Below are 13,692 nucleotides of genomic sequence, written 5' to 3'. Positions count from 1 at the left end.
GCCGTGGCTGCCGGGGTGCGCCGGCACCGGCCGGCCCCGGCGGTCATGCTCGGCGGGGCGGCTAAACCACCCCTGAACGTCGGCACGTCGCCCGCTCAGCCCGGCCGGGTCAGGCCCGCCCACAGCTCCCGCTCGACGGGCGTGGGCGGCACCCCGACCAGCAGCCGCTCGGGGTGCCCGGCCGGCGGGCCGCCCGGCGACGACGGAAACAACGGCGAACGGGGCTGCGGCGGCAGGCCGGCCCACGCCGAGCCGTCGCAGCCCGGCAGCGGCGCCCAGCCGACGGCGAACCACCTCATCGGCAGCAGGATCCGGCGCAGGGCCCAGTCGGCGGCCCTGTACCGGCGCGCCGACCGGGGATGCAGTACGTCCAACCCGGTACCTCCCGGGGTCTCGGGGTCGAGGGAGCCACCCACTCTCCGGGTGCCGCGAAAACGGGCCCTGAACCGGCCCTGAACCGGCCCGCGCCCGGCCGGGATTCAGGCCCGGTTCAGTCCGCCCGGCCACGATGGCCCGGCACCGCTCCACGGCCCCACGCCCCGGAGCAGACCGATCGGAGAGCCCCCGATGGAAACGACCGCCGACCCGGCCCACGCCCTGCTCGACCTCCGCCGTCAGGGCCGCCTCGCCGCCGAGTACCCCGGCGTCCGGGCCCTGCTCGCGGAGGCCGACCCGGCCCGGACGGCGCACGCGGGCCGGATCCTGGCCGGGCTTGACCCGACGGAGGTGCTGGCCGCCCACCCGGGCACCCCCGTGCTCACCGTCGCCGTCCTCGGGCACGGCACCGTGGCCCCGCTGATCGCCCCGCTGACCGGTGAACTCGCCCGGCACGGACTGCTGTTGCGCCCGTACCGGGGCGACTTCGACAGCTGGGTGTTCGAGCTGTCCGACCCCGGCAGCGCGCTCTACGCCGCCGATCCGGACCTGACGCTCTGCCTGCTCGACCCGGCCGTGGTCTTCGACGAGGTCCCGCTGCCCTGGCGGCCGGAGGACGCGGCCAGGGTGCTGGACGGCAAGGTCGAGCTGATCACCGCGCTGGCGGCCCGCTTCGCGGCCTCGGCACGCGGCGTCCTGGTCCTCAACACCGTTCCGCTGCCGAGGCGTTGGACCCACCAGCTGGTCGACCACCAGTCCCGGGCACGGCTCGGCGCGCTCTGGCGGGAGGCCAACGCCCGGCTGCTGCGGCTGGGCGAGGAGAACCCCTCGGTGGTGGTCCTCGACCTCGACCCGCTGCTCGCCGAGGGCGTCCCGGTCACCGATGCCCGGCTCGACGTCTACGCGAAGGCCCACCTCTCCGAGCCGCTGCTCGCCGCCTACGCCCGCGAGGCCGGGCACCTGGCCCGCCACCTGGCCGGGCTGACCCGCAAGGTGCTCGTCCTGGACCTGGACCAGACGGTGTGGGGCGGCATCCTCGGGGACGACGGCCCGGAGGGCGTCGAGGCGGGCGGGACGCCGCGCGGCGAGGCGTTCCGCGGGTTCCAGCGGGTGGTCAAACAGCTCGGCTCCCAGGGCGTGCTGCTCGCCGCCGTCAGCAAGAACGACCGCGAGCCGGTCCTGACGGTCCTGCGGGAGCACCCCGAGATGACGCTGCGCGAGGCGGACTTCGTCCGGGTGACGGCCGACTGGCGCCCCAAGCCGGCCGGGATCACGGACCTCGCCGAGGCGCTCAACCTGGGCACCTCCGGCTTCGTCTTCGTCGACGACTCGTCCTACGAACGCGGCCTGGTCAGACGGGAGTTGCCCGAGGTCGCGGTGGTGGCGCTGGACGAGGAACCGGCGCTGCACGTCGAACGGCTGCTGTCCGACGGCTGGTTCGACGTCCGCCGGCTGACCGGCGAGGACCGCAAGCGCGCCGAGCTCTACCGGGGCGAGGTCGCCCGCAGCGACTTCCTCCAGGGCTTCGACTCGCTCACCGACTACCTCAACGAGCTGGGCGTCGAGGTCAGACTGCGCCCGCTGGCCGCCGAGGAACTCCCCCGGGTCTCCCAACTCACCCTGCGGACCAACCAGTTCAACCTGACCACCCGCCGCCTCCAGCCCGCCGAGGTGGCCGCCTTCGCGGCCGCCGAGGGCTCCGGGGTGCTCACCGTGCGCTCCGCCGACCGCTTCGGCGACAACGGCCTGGTCGGCGCGGTCTTCCTGGCCCGCGAGGGCGAGGAGCTGCGGATCGACAACTTCCTGCTGAGCTGCCGGGTGTTCTCCCGCGGCATCGAGCAGGCGGTGCTCTCCGCCGTCCTCGGCCTGGCCGCCGACACCGGCCTGCGCGCGGTCACCGGCCGCTACCGGCCCGGCCCGCGCAACGGCACGGTCAAGGACCTGCTGCCCCGGTACGGCTTCGTCCCCGCCGAGGGCTCGGCCGGGCCGGACGGCGGCCTCGCCTTCCGCCACGACCTCGACACCGAACTGCCCCCGCCCGGCCACCTGCGGCTCGACGCCGAGCTGACCGGCCTCCTGGAAGGACACCCCGTATGACCGCCCCCGACGGCCTCGCCGAACTGATCACCGTGGCCGCCACCGAACTGGGCCTGCCGCTCGGGCCAGAGGACGCCGAGGTCGACTTCGACGACCTCCCCGGCTGGGACTCGCTCCACCTGCTGAGCCTGCTCACCGCCCTGGAACGCCTCACCGGCCGCCGGCTGTCGCTGCCCGACCTGCTGGACGCCCGCACCCTCGCCGAGATCCACCGGATCGCCACCGTCTGACACCGGCCCGCAGGCCGTACGACGACCGACCCGCGCACCGTACGACGACCCACCCGCACGGCGCCTCACGACCCACCCGCCCACCGCACCACCCGATCGAGGTTCCCATGGCCCGCATCCTGACCCTCTCCGGCAGCCCGTCCCCCGTCTCCCGCACCACCCGCCTGCTCGGGGCGGCCGCCCAGCGCCTCGAAGCCCGCGGCCACCACGTCACCCCGCTGGAGGTGCGCCGACTGCCCGCGGAGGTGCTCACCGGCGCGGACGTCTCCCACCCCACCGTCCTCGAGGTCGCCGAGCTGCTGCGGCAGTCCGACGGCGTCGTGGTGGGCACGCCCGTCTACAAGGCCGCCTACTCGGGCCTGCTCAAGTGCCTGCTGGACCTGCTGCCGCAGTACGCCCTCGCCGGCCGGACGGTGCTGCCGCTGGCCACCGGCGGCTCGCCGGCCCACGTCCTGGCGGTGGACTACGCCCTGCGGCCGGTGCTCACCAGCATGGGCGCCGCGCACGTCACCCAGGGCTGGTTCGTCCTCGACCGCGACATCCTGACCGCGTCGGACGGCAGCACCGAACTCTCCCCCGCCGCCACCACCGCCCTGGACGAGGTGGTCGGCCGGTTCGCCGACGCCCTGCCGACCCCCGTGGGCTGACCCGCCACCGCCTGCTCACCGCCTCCCCCGTCGGCGTGTTCCGGTGAGCAGCACCGGTCAGCAGGCCGCCTCCTGGGGCGCCCCCTCGCCCGGGGCCGTCGAGCGGCGGATCAGGCCCGCTTCGATCGCCTTGACCCCGGCCTGGAAGCGGCTGGAGACCTCCAGTTCGTCCATCATCTCGGCGATGTGGCGGCGGCAGGTCCGGACCGAGATGCTCAGCCGACGGGAGATCAGGTCGTCCTTGGCGCCCGCGGCGAGCATCCGCAGGATCGCGCGCTTGATCTCCTCGCCCGCGATGCCGCAGCGGGGCGCGCCGGGGCCGTCGGGGCTGCCGGGGCCGTCGGGCTCGAAGGGCAGGGCGGCGGACCAGGCCTGTTCGAGAGAGCGGTAGAGGTAGTCGACGGTGGAGGGCTCGCGCAGGACGACCGCGCCGTCGGGCCCGGAGCAGCTGGGGATGAACGCGGTCTCGCGGTCGAGGACGACGATGCGGTCGGCGATCTCCTCGCAGGTGCGGATCCGGCCGCCGGCCCGGGTGAGCCGTTCGAGCAGTTCGCGCCGGCGGGCGCTGGTCCTGACCGGGTGCTGGAAGAGCAGGCGCAGGCGGACGCCGCGGGCCAGCAGCGCGAGTTGCTCGGGCAGTGCACCCTCGAGCTCCTGCTCGGAGATGACGCCGGGGTGCGCACCGAAGACCTCGACCGAGCAGCGGCGGAAGGCCTCGCCCAGCAGCGAGCGGACCCGGCCCGCGCCGTCGATGACGTCGACCGCCTCCCGGCGGTTGCGCCGCTGACGGCTCTCGAAGTAGAGCGACTTGAGCGACAGCACCTGGGATTCGAGGTCCGACGCCAACTGCTCCAGGCCGGCGATCTCCTGCTTGATGGGGGTGACCAGCTGGGCGGCCGCCGAGTCGGGACTGGCCGGGGTCAGTGCGCCGGGGTCGTCGGGGGCCGGGGTGAGCAGCCTCAACTCCCTGAGGACGGCGAGCCCGAGCTCCACCTCGGCGGGGGTGGCGCGCAGCTCCTCGAGCAGCTCGGGCTGGTCCGCCTCGGAGATCCGGCCGCGCTCCAGGGCCGAGCCGTAGATCGATACGGCGATCGGGCTCAGCTGCACGGAACTTGTCTTCGCGGAGCTGGTGTCGTCCAGGTACGTCATATCCTTTTGGGAGATTTCCACCACAATCCACACGCCTCACCGTCGATCAACAGCGACGCTCCACCGGACACCCTAACCCGCCCTGTCGTCATGAGCATGGAAAATCGGCCGGCCGTTTCCGGACCGGCCCGGACGGAAACGGAATGCCGACACCGGAATTGACGATTCGGTGGTCCCGCGAGCGGCATTTCCACACAGGCCGTACCGGAATTCGCCCCATCCGCGGACACCCCGCGCCGACCCCCGCCGACACCCGCGGGTCCGCGCGGTCCGCGCGGGCAAGCCTGCCGTGCAGGTTCCTGCCGCACCCCCTCGATGGACGCCGCGGCGCGGCCGGGCCGAAGCTTGACCGGAGCCGTACCCGTGGCGCCCCGTCCGGTGCCGCGGGGCGCAGGAGCGTCGGAGGCGGGGGCCGGTCGCACGCCGCCCCCTCATGAAGGACGCCCCGCACCGCATGCCCGACAAGCAGCAGCCGATGCCGGTCACCGTGCTGCCCGGCCTCGCCGTCCTCGGCCCCGGCGGCGCCCGGCCGGGCGAGCGGCACGAGGAACTGGTCAGACGGGTCGCGCTGTGGCACCGCGCCGACGGAGCGCCGGGCCCGGCGGCGCGGCCGGGCAGCGGCCCGGGCACCGCCGGGGCCGCGCTGCGCGAGACCGTCAGGGAGCTGCTCGCCCGCTCCCCGCAGGACGGCGCCGCGGTCGTGCACCGGGCGAGCGGCTCGGTCAGCCGGGTCACCCTGGCGGGCCCGGGCCGCCCGCAGTGGAGCGGGATCCGCACGCTCGGCGACCGGCTGACGGACACCCGGGCCGACCCCGAGGACCTGCTGCGCAGCGCGGCCCCGCTGCTCGAACCATGGAGCGGCCTGCTCGTCACGACCCGCCGGCTGCTGGACCGCCGGGGCCCGCTCGACCGGCGCCCGCACCTCCACCACGTCCTGGACGGCCTGCGGTCGCTGGCCCCCGCGCCCTACCCCGGCTGCGGGCCCGCCCCGCCCGGCCCCAGCGTGGGCGCGGCGGGGCCGAGCGAGCGCCACTGGCTGCTCGACGGCGCCCTCGCCCTGCTCTCCCGACGGGCGGCCGTCCGGCGGGTGGTCGAGGCGGGGGTGCCGGGGAGCGGGCGGGGCGTGGTGGTCGGCCGGATCCCCGGCCTGCCCGGGGGATGGCGGATCGTCCGCCTCCTCGACCGGGCGTCCGGGGCGCCGCCGACGGCGGCCTGGGGTGCCGACGCCTGCGGGGCGCTGCGCCATGCGAGGGCCGAGGCGGCGACCCGGGCGGAGCGGTCGGCGTGGGCGGAGCGGTCGGCCTGGGCGGCCCCGCAGCCGTTCGACGGGGTCGGGCGGCCGTCCGCCGACGAGCTGCTCGGGACGCTGTCCGAAGGGTCGCTGCACCGGCTGACCGAGGACGTGCTGGGCTACCTGTCCGCCCGCCGGCTCCGGGTGCTGGGCATCCGGGTGCTCGACGACCCGATCCTGGGCGCCCAGCCGCTCTACTGGGGGCCGGTCTGGCTCGCTTAGCGGCCCGTCCTCGAACTCCCGCCGGCGGGGCGGCGGAATCGACGGAAGTAGCTGCCATGCAGTTTGCTGCCGCATTCGCGGCGTTGTCGGACGGTTCGGCGCGATGGATAGTTTCTGCGTCGTCAGCGGAAAGGGGGCTCGACATGAGCTACGACCACTGAAACCCGGAGACCCGTTGAATGCACGACCACAGGAAAAGCGCGGGTGTTGGCCGACGGCTGATGAGCCGACGGCCAACACCTTTTTCCGGCCTGCGCACCGCCCCGATTCCAGAAGGAACTGATCCAGAGTGGAAGAGCCCACCGGCGGCGACGCGCTCGCCGCGCCGGATCCGTACGACGTCATGGCCTACTACTACGACCTCTTCGCCCGGGCCGACGCCGCCGGCCACCAGACCTCGCCGAACGCTGACGCGTTCGCCGGGCCGGCCCGCGCCGGTGACGTGGTGCTCGACTTCGGCTCCGGCACCGGCACCCTGGCCCTGCGGCTGGCCGAACTCGGCTGCACCGTGCACTGCTTCGAGCCCTCGCGCGGGATGCGCGCGGTCCACCTCGCCAAGCTGTCCGCCCGGCCCGAGCTCGCCACGCGGACGGTGCTGCTCCCGGCCGGGGCGACCGGCCTGCCCAGCGGTGTGGACTACGCGCTGTGCGCCGGGGTGCTGCAGTGCCTCGACGGTCCGGACCGGCGCAAGCTGTTCGCGGACCTGGCGGGCGCCGTCCGGCCGGGCGGGCTGCTCGCCCTCGACATGCTCACCGACGGCCGGCCGAGCACCTGGGAGCTGCGGACGGCCGCGGAGACCACGGTGGCCGGGGTGGAGTACCGGCTGCGCACCTCCTCGGAGGCCCTCAGCGACTCCACCATGCGGCGCCGGGCCGAGTACACGGCGAGCCTGGACGGCCGGATCGTCCACCAGGAGACCGTCTCCCGAGTGCTGTTCACGGTGCCGCGACCCGCCGTCCACCGGGAGCTCGCCGAGGCGGGCTTCGCGCTCCTCGACCCGCCGCCCGGCGTGCCGGAGGACTTCGCGCTGGCCCGGCGCTCGGGCGGCCCGGGCGCCGTCGACCGTCCGCCGACGGGAGCGGCCCGGTGACCGGGGAGCCCGACGGGGAACTCTTCGCCCCGCTCAGCCCCGCCATGCTGGCCGACCCGCGCCCGGTCTACGCCCGGCTGCGCGCCGAGGACCCGGTCCACTGGCACGAACAGCTCGGCGTGTGGGTGCTCACCCGGCACGAGGACTGCCTCCGGGTGGTCAAGGACACCGGGACCTTCGGCTCCGACCTGCGCAAGTCCGGCCGGGACGTCCCCTGGCAGCGGCTCAGCATGCAGACCCTCGACCCGCCCGAGCACACCGAGCTGCGCAAGCCGGTGCTGGCCGCCCTGCGCACGGTCGACCTGGAGCGCTGGACCGAGCAGGTCCGGCGCACGGCCGAGGAGTTGGTCGCCGGGCTCGGCGACCGACCGGCGGACGTGATCACCGAACTCGCCGAGCCGCTGTCGCTGTCCGCCACCTGCCTGCTGTTCGGCGCCCCGCCGCCGGTCCAGGACGCCGAGTTCCGCGCGGCCTCCCGCGCGCTGGTCCTCGGCATGGACGGGGGCCTCGCACCGGAGCGGATCGAACCGGGCCTGGCCGCCCGCGTGCTGCTCAACGACCTCGTCGACGGCTGGTTCCGGGCCGAGTACACCGACGGCATGATGGCCGGGCTCACCGCCGCCCGGCGCGAGGTGCCCGCCCAACACCTGGTCAACACGGCCCGGGCGCTGTTCCACGCCGGCTACACCTCCACCACCAGCCTGATCGGGAACGCCCTGCTCGGGCTGGACCGGCACGGCGCGCTCAGCGGAGCGAACCTGAGCAAGGCCGACTCCGCCACCGTCAACGAGCTGCTCCGGCTGGACGGTCCGGTGCAGGCGAGCGGCCGGGCCGTCAACACCGACGTCGACCTGGGCGGCCGACGGCTGCGCCGCGGCGAGGTGGTGCTGGCGGTGTTCGGCGCGGCCGACCACGACCCGGCCGTCTTCCCCGAGCCCGGCCGGGCCGACTTCGGACGCGACCCCAATCCGCACCTGGGGTTCGGCCGGGGCGTGCACGCCTGCCTGGGCAACCACCTGGCCGTCCGGATCGTGCAGGCACTGTTCCACGCGCTCGGCGACCGGTACGAGGAGCTGCGGATCGTCGGGGAGCCGGTGCGGCGGCCCAGCGCGACCCTGCGCGGCCTCCAGCAGCTGCTGGTGACGGGCGCCGACCGGGATCCGGCGGGCGAACGGGAGCCTGCGGGCGGTCGGAGGCCGGGGGCGCGGCCGTGACCCGTGCCGTAGGCGCGCCCCCACCGGCACCGGCCGCCGAGCGGGTCGGCTACCGGCAGCTGCTGGCCGTGGCCCCGTACCGGGTGCTGCTGTGCGGCTACGGGCTGGGCACGGTGGCCGAGAGCCTGCGCGCGGTCGCCCTCTCCGTGCTGGTGCTGACGGCCACCGGCTCCACCGTCCTCGGTGCGCTTGCCTACGGGATCTCCTTCATCCCCCAGGTGATCGGGTCCGGACTGTTCGGCAACGTCGCGGACCGGGTGCAGCCGGCCCGGCTGATCGGCCTCGGCTACCTGCTGGAGGGGGCCACCGCCGTCGTCCTGGTGCTGGTCGCGCTGCCCTACTGGGCCGTGCTCGCCCTGGTCGCGGCGGTGGCCGCCACCACGCCGGTGAGCCAGGGCGCCACCGGCCGGGCGGTGGCCGAGGTGCTGCCGGGCGCCGCGTACGTCCCCGGCCGCTCGCTGCTCAACGTGGTGTCCTCCGGCGCCCAGTTGCTGGGGCTGGGCTGCGGCGGCCTCGCGGTCGCGGCCCTGGGCGCGCGCCGGGCGCTGCTGGTCACCGCGCTCGCGCACCTGGCGGCCGGGCTGTGGGCGGCCCGGCTCGGCCCGCTGCCGCTCCCGGTGCCCCGCCCGACGGGCGGCCGGCGCTCCGGCGTGGGCGGCCGACGGTCCGGTGTGGGCGGCAGGCGCTCGACCGTGGGCGGCAGTTGGGCGGAGAACGGACGGCTGCTCGCGGACCGGCGGGTCCGGCTGCTGCTGCTGGTGCGCTGGCTGCCGCCGGCCTTCGCCACCGGGGCGGAGAGCCTGGTCCTGCCGTACGTGCGGGACCGGGGGCTGTCGACCGGCACCGGCGGGGTACTGCTCGCCTGCCTGCCGATCGGCATGCTGGTGGGCAACACCGTGCTGGGACGGTTCGTCCGCACCGGCACGGTGGAGCGTTCGGTGCTGCCGCTGCTCGCCGTGCTCGGCGCACCCCTGCTGGCCTTCGCGGTCCCCGGCCTCCCGGTGGCGCTCGGCGGGGTGCTGCTGATCGCGGTGGGCGTGGGGTTCTGCTACTCCCTGGGCCTGCAACGGCCGTTCCTGGCAGCGGTTCCGGAGCGCTCCCGGGGGCAGGCCTTCGGACTGCAGTCGACCGGGCTGATGACGGCCCAGGGCCTCAGCCCGGTCGCGGCCGGGCTGATCGCCGAGGCGATGACGACCGGTCGCTCCGTCGCCGTCATGGGAGTCCTGGTGCTGGCCACCGCCGGGCTGTTCGCCCGGCGGCTGCCCGCCCTCGTCACGGCGCTCCCGGAGGGCGCCGACCCCTGACCGCCCCCTGACCGCCCCCGCGAAGCTCGGCCCCCAGCCCCACCGGTCCGGGGGCCGGAGCACCCTCAGAACGCGTCGTCCGGGATCTCGACGGCAGTCCGGTCCAGACTCTCCAGCAGCCGGAACTGGGCCTCGGTCTTTGGGAGTTCATACCGGAAGAAGTACCGGCAGGCGTGCCGCTTCCCCTCGTGCACGGGCTCGCCGCCCCCGTCGGCGGCGAGCAGCTGCTCCAGCCACAGCCAGGCCACGACGGTGTGGCCGACCGCCTCCAGGTAGACGGTGGCATTGGCCAGCGCCGTCTCCGGCTCCCCGGCCGCCCACAGCCGCCGGGTGACCGAGACGATGCGCCGGACGGCCTCGTCGAGCTGCCCCGCGTACTCGGCCGCCTCCCCGCCGGCGCTCCCGGCCCGGGCGGTGGTCGCCGAGACCGTCTCGGCGAGCAGCCGCAGGCCCGCGCCGCCGTCCATGACGACCTTGCGGCCGAGCAGGTCGAGGCCGTGGATCCCGTGGGTGCCCTCGTGGATGGGGTTGAGCCGGTTGTCCCGGTAGAACTGCTCGACGTCGTACTCGCGGGTGTAGCCGTAGCCGCCGTGCACCTGGATGGCGAGGCTGTTGGCCTCCAGGCACCACTGGGAGGGCCAGCTCTTGGCGATCGGGGTGAGGACGTCCAGCAGCAGGTGGGCGCGGGCCCGGTCCTCCGGGGAGGCGGCGGTGCGCTCCTCGTCGAGCAGTCGGCCGCAGTACAGCACCAGGGCCAACGCGCCCTCCGCGTAGGACTTCTGGGCGAGCAGCATCCGCCGCACGTCGGCGTGGGCGATGATCGGCACCTGGGGCGCGTCCGGGTCCTTGGCCCCGACCGGACGGCCCTGGGGGCGGGTGCGGGCGTAGTCGAGGGCGTGCAGGTAGCCGGTGTAGCCGAGGGCGGTGGCGCCGAGGCCGACACCGATCCGGGCCTCGTTCATCATGTGGAACATGTACGCGAGGCCGCGGTGCGGCTCGCCGACCAGGTGACCGACGGCGCCGGGCTCGCCGCCCGGCCGGTGCACGCCCTCGCCGAAGTTGAGCAGGGTGTTGGTCGTCCCCCGGAAGCCCATCTTGTGGTTCAGCCCGGCCAGCACGACGTCGTTGCGCTCGCCGAGCGCGCCGTCGGCGCCGACCAGCACCTTGGGCACGATGAACAGCGAGAGGCCCTTCACCCCGGCCGGCCCGCCGGGGATCCTGGCCAGCACCAGGTGGACGATGTTCTCGGACAGCTCGTGGTCACCGCCGGAGATCCACATCTTGTTGCCGAACAGCCGGTAGCTGCCGTCGGCGCGCGGCTCCGCCCGGGTGCGCAGGTCGGCGAGCGAGGAGCCGGCCTGCGGCTCCGACAGGCACATGGTGCCGAAGAACCGCCCCTCGACCATGGGCCGGACGTAGGTGTCGATCTGGTCCCGGCTGCCGTGCGCCAGCAGCAGGTTGGCGTTGCCCACGGTGAGGAACGGGTAGCCGGAGGTCCCCGGGTTGGCGGCCTGGAACCAGGCGAAGCAGGCGCTGGCCACCACGGAGGGCAGCTGGGCGCCGCCGACCTCGTGGTCCATGGCGCTGCCGAGCAGGCCGGTGTCCGCGAAGACGGCCAGCGCCTCCCGGACCTCCGGGATGATGTGCACCCGCTCGCCGTCGAAGCGCGGCTCCTCGGCGTCGTTCCGCTTGTTGTGCGGCGCGAAGTGCCGGGTGGCGACCTGCTCGCTGAGGTCCAGGGCGGCGTCGAAGGTCTCCCGCGAGTGGTCGGCGTAGCGGGGCCGGGCCGTGAGCGAGGAAACGTCCAGCCACTCGTACAGCAGGAAGTCGAGGTCGCGGCGGGAGAGCAGCAGGGACGGCACGGGGTGGCGCCTTTCGCGAGTGACTAAGCGCTTGCTTGGCTTGGTCAGCAGCATGCTCCACCGGGCCGAAGGCGTCAACCGTCGCCGGACACCAGCACCCGGCCCGGGCCCGGGAAGGGCCGGGCCGGGACGGTGGGCGCGGGGTCCGTCAGGTGCGGCGCCCCGCGGCGACGACCGCGGCGCCGAGCAGGCAGGCCACGGCGGCGGTGACGTAGGCGAGGTGGTAGCCGTCGAGCTGGTCCGTCCTGGTCCCGGCGACCAGGACCATCAGCGCCACCCCGACGCTCGCGCCGATCTGCTGGGTCACCACGTTGACCGCCCCGGCGACGCCCTGCTGTTCGGCCGGGACGCCGGCCAGCCCGGCGGTGGTCATCGAGGGGAAGTTCAGCCCCTGGCCGATGCCGCTGAGCACCAGGCCGGGCAGCACGTGCACCAGGTAGGAGCCGTCGTGCGGGGTGACCAGCCAGAGCCCGGTGCCGACCCCGATCAGGACCAGGCCGACGGACATCAGGGTGCGCGGGGTGAAGCGGGCCAGCAGTCGGCCGGTGGCGAAGTTGGCGGTGAGGAACACCGCGGCGGACATCGGCACCAGCGCCAGGCCGGACTCGAACGGGGAGTAGTCCAGCATCCCCTGGAGGTACAGCGGCGCGAAGAACAGCATCCCGACCGAGCCCGTGTACTGGAGGAACGCCGCCAGGCTCGCCGCCCGGACGGAGCCGAGCCGGAACAGGCCGAGCGGGAGGACCGGGTCGGCGGTGCGGTGCTCCCGCACCACGAACAGCACCAGGCAGAGCGCGGCGGCGGCCAGCACCGTCCAGGCCGTGGCGCCGGAGCTGCTCACCCCGACCACCAGCAGGGTGAGGCCGAGGGTCCCGGCGACGGCGCCCGGCAGGTCCAGCCGGCCGCGGTGCCCGGGGCCGTCCGGCAGGCCGATCCTGGTCACGGCCAGCACACCGGCCCCCAGCAGCACCGAGAACCACAGCACCGAACGCCAGCCGAGGAGTTGGGTCAGCACGCCGCCCAGCATCACCCCGCCGCTGAAACTCGCGGCGCCGACCGCCGCGTAGACGCTGAACGCCCGGTTGCGGGCCGGACCGGCCGGGAACGCCTCGGAGAGCAGCGCCAGCGCGGCCGGACCCGAGAGCGCGGCGCCGATTCCCTGGACGGCACGCGCGCCCAGCAGCACCCCGATGTTCGGCGCCACCGCCCCGACCAGCGCGGAGGCGGTGAACACGGCGACGCCGACCTCGAACACCCGCCGCCGGCCGAGCACATCGGCCAGTCGGCCGCCGACCAGCAGGAACCCGGCGAAGGTGACGGCGTAGGCGGTCATCACCCACTGGAGGGTGGTGTCGGCGAGGTCGAAGCGGGAGCCGACCGAGGGCAGGGCGGCGTTGAGCACCCCGAGGCCGCTCACGTCCAGGGCGAGCGCCCCGGCCAGCACTCCGAGGGCCAGTCCCGGTCGGGCCAGCGGCTGCACCGCGACGTCGGTCATGCCCGGCCGCCGACGGGGTAGGCGGGGGCGACATGCCCGGCACGGACGGCGGGGTCGGCGTGGCGCACTGCACCGGGCGGCGCAGGCACCCGGCGCCGTCCAGGGCGCCGAGGGGCTAAGGAGCGGTCGACACTGGCTGACGCTGTCTCAGGACTCGCAACTGGCATGGGGATCAGCTTGCCCGGGTCGATCGTCCGCTGTCCACCCCACGCGAACCGAGAGGCGACCGGAAGGCCGCCCAACTCCCTTGCCTCACACGAACATTCGCTGTACGCGCGCGAACGAAAGCCCGCCCTAAAGCGGTTCAGCCGCCATTCATCGTTCGTCCGGGGACAGTCGACCGAGCAGGTCGAATCGGACACTTTGGCGATCGGATCCCGCCACTGCCCGGACCGGCTCGCAGACGACGCTTGTCTCACCAATCGCCAAGTGGCACTCTCGTACCCGCTGGTCGGTAAACACCCGGTGATCCGCTGCACATCGATTCGCATAGATCGCACACTCGTTGCGCCAGACCCGATCGACCTTCCGATCGGCCCTTCCGATCGACCTCCGCATCCAGGGCGGACCGGGACACCAGCGCCGCGGAATCCCCGACGGCGAGAACTTCACAGTGGGCCGCTGTCGCGTGATCACCCGAGCCGATCCGAGCGATTCGAGCCGCTGATCCGCACGTCCGCACGCGGCTGAACCAGGCTGTCGCGAGCCGTCCGGCC

11 protein-coding genes are annotated in these 13,692 nt (G+C 74.7%); 7 read left to right on the top strand and 4 right to left on the bottom strand.

The genetic code is table 11. The features are described from left to right. Positions 1-95: 95 nt before the first annotated feature. Positions 96-299: a DUF6059 family protein gene (locus AB0F71_RS21000; RefSeq protein ID WP_360236483.1), complete on the bottom strand. Its 204-nt coding sequence runs from the start codon at positions 297-299 to the stop codon at positions 96-98. Positions 300-567: 268 nt separating this feature from the next. On the opposite strand from AB0F71_RS21000, the gene AB0F71_RS20995 reads away from it, so the two are divergent. The 3 genes from AB0F71_RS20995 (at position 568) to ssuE (ending at position 3,349) form a co-directional block, all read left to right on the top strand. Continuing rightward, entirely contained in the window at positions 568-2,472 is a 1,905-nt protein-coding gene (locus tag AB0F71_RS20995; protein WP_360236480.1) for an HAD-IIIC family phosphatase, read from the top strand. Next, positions 2,469-2,702 carry a phosphopantetheine-binding protein gene (locus tag AB0F71_RS20990; protein ID WP_360236477.1) on the top strand — a complete coding sequence of 78 codons (234 nt, stop codon included), beginning with the start codon at positions 2,469-2,471 and terminating at the stop codon, positions 2,700-2,702. Before AB0F71_RS20995 ends, AB0F71_RS20990 begins: the two co-directional genes overlap by 4 nt. Positions 2,703-2,809: 107 nt before the next feature. Then, complete coding sequence (gene ssuE / locus AB0F71_RS20985; protein WP_360236474.1) at positions 2,810-3,349, top strand: NADPH-dependent FMN reductase; 540 nt, start codon at positions 2,810-2,812, stop codon at positions 3,347-3,349. 57 nt (positions 3,350-3,406) lie between these two features. On the opposite strand, the gene AB0F71_RS20980 is transcribed toward ssuE, so the two are convergent. Beyond that, positions 3,407-4,498, bottom strand: a complete 1,092-nt coding sequence (locus tag AB0F71_RS20980; RefSeq protein ID WP_360236471.1) for a LuxR C-terminal-related transcriptional regulator — start codon at positions 4,496-4,498, stop codon at positions 3,407-3,409. Between the two features lie 454 nt (positions 4,499-4,952). On the opposite strand from AB0F71_RS20980, the gene AB0F71_RS20975 reads away from it, so the two are divergent. From AB0F71_RS20975 to AB0F71_RS20960, 4 genes are all read left to right on the top strand, one after another. Further along, positions 4,953-6,011 carry a hypothetical protein gene (locus AB0F71_RS20975; RefSeq protein ID WP_360236468.1) on the top strand — a complete coding sequence of 353 codons (1,059 nt, stop codon included), beginning with the start codon at positions 4,953-4,955 and terminating at the stop codon, positions 6,009-6,011. 289 nt (positions 6,012-6,300) lie between these two features. Further along, positions 6,301-7,101 (top strand): class I SAM-dependent methyltransferase, encoded by an 801-nt coding sequence (locus AB0F71_RS20970; RefSeq protein ID WP_360236465.1) that lies wholly within the window; start codon positions 6,301-6,303, stop codon positions 7,099-7,101. Next, the gene (locus AB0F71_RS20965) at positions 7,098-8,315 is read left to right on the top strand and encodes a cytochrome P450 (protein WP_360236462.1); all 1,218 of its coding nucleotides are present in this window, start codon (positions 7,098-7,100) and stop codon (positions 8,313-8,315) included. Before AB0F71_RS20970 ends, AB0F71_RS20965 begins: the two co-directional genes overlap by 4 nt. Continuing rightward, positions 8,312-9,619, top strand: coding sequence for an MFS transporter (locus tag AB0F71_RS20960; RefSeq protein ID WP_360236459.1), 1,308 nt, complete (start codon positions 8,312-8,314; stop codon positions 9,617-9,619). Before AB0F71_RS20965 ends, AB0F71_RS20960 begins: the two co-directional genes overlap by 4 nt. A 65-nt stretch (positions 9,620-9,684) precedes the next feature. Here AB0F71_RS20960 and AB0F71_RS20955 read toward each other — a convergent pair whose 3' ends face one another. Together AB0F71_RS20955 and AB0F71_RS20950 are read right to left on the bottom strand one after the other, a co-directional pair. Further along, positions 9,685-11,535 (bottom strand): acyl-CoA dehydrogenase, encoded by a 1,851-nt coding sequence (locus AB0F71_RS20955; RefSeq protein WP_360236457.1) that lies wholly within the window; start codon positions 11,533-11,535, stop codon positions 9,685-9,687. A 94-nt stretch (positions 11,536-11,629) separates the two neighbouring features. After that, a complete protein-coding gene (locus tag AB0F71_RS20950; RefSeq protein ID WP_360236454.1) occupies positions 11,630-12,976 on the bottom strand; it encodes an MFS transporter in 1,347 nt (448 codons plus the stop codon). Positions 12,977-13,692: the final 716 nt, after the last annotated feature.

This window comes from Kitasatospora sp. NPDC028055, assembly GCF_040637885.1.
Taxonomy (GTDB): domain Bacteria; phylum Actinomycetota; class Actinomycetes; order Streptomycetales; family Streptomycetaceae; genus Kitasatospora.
The sequence above is the reverse complement of the archived record's forward strand: the minus strand, read 5'-3'. Positions and strand labels throughout refer to the sequence as shown.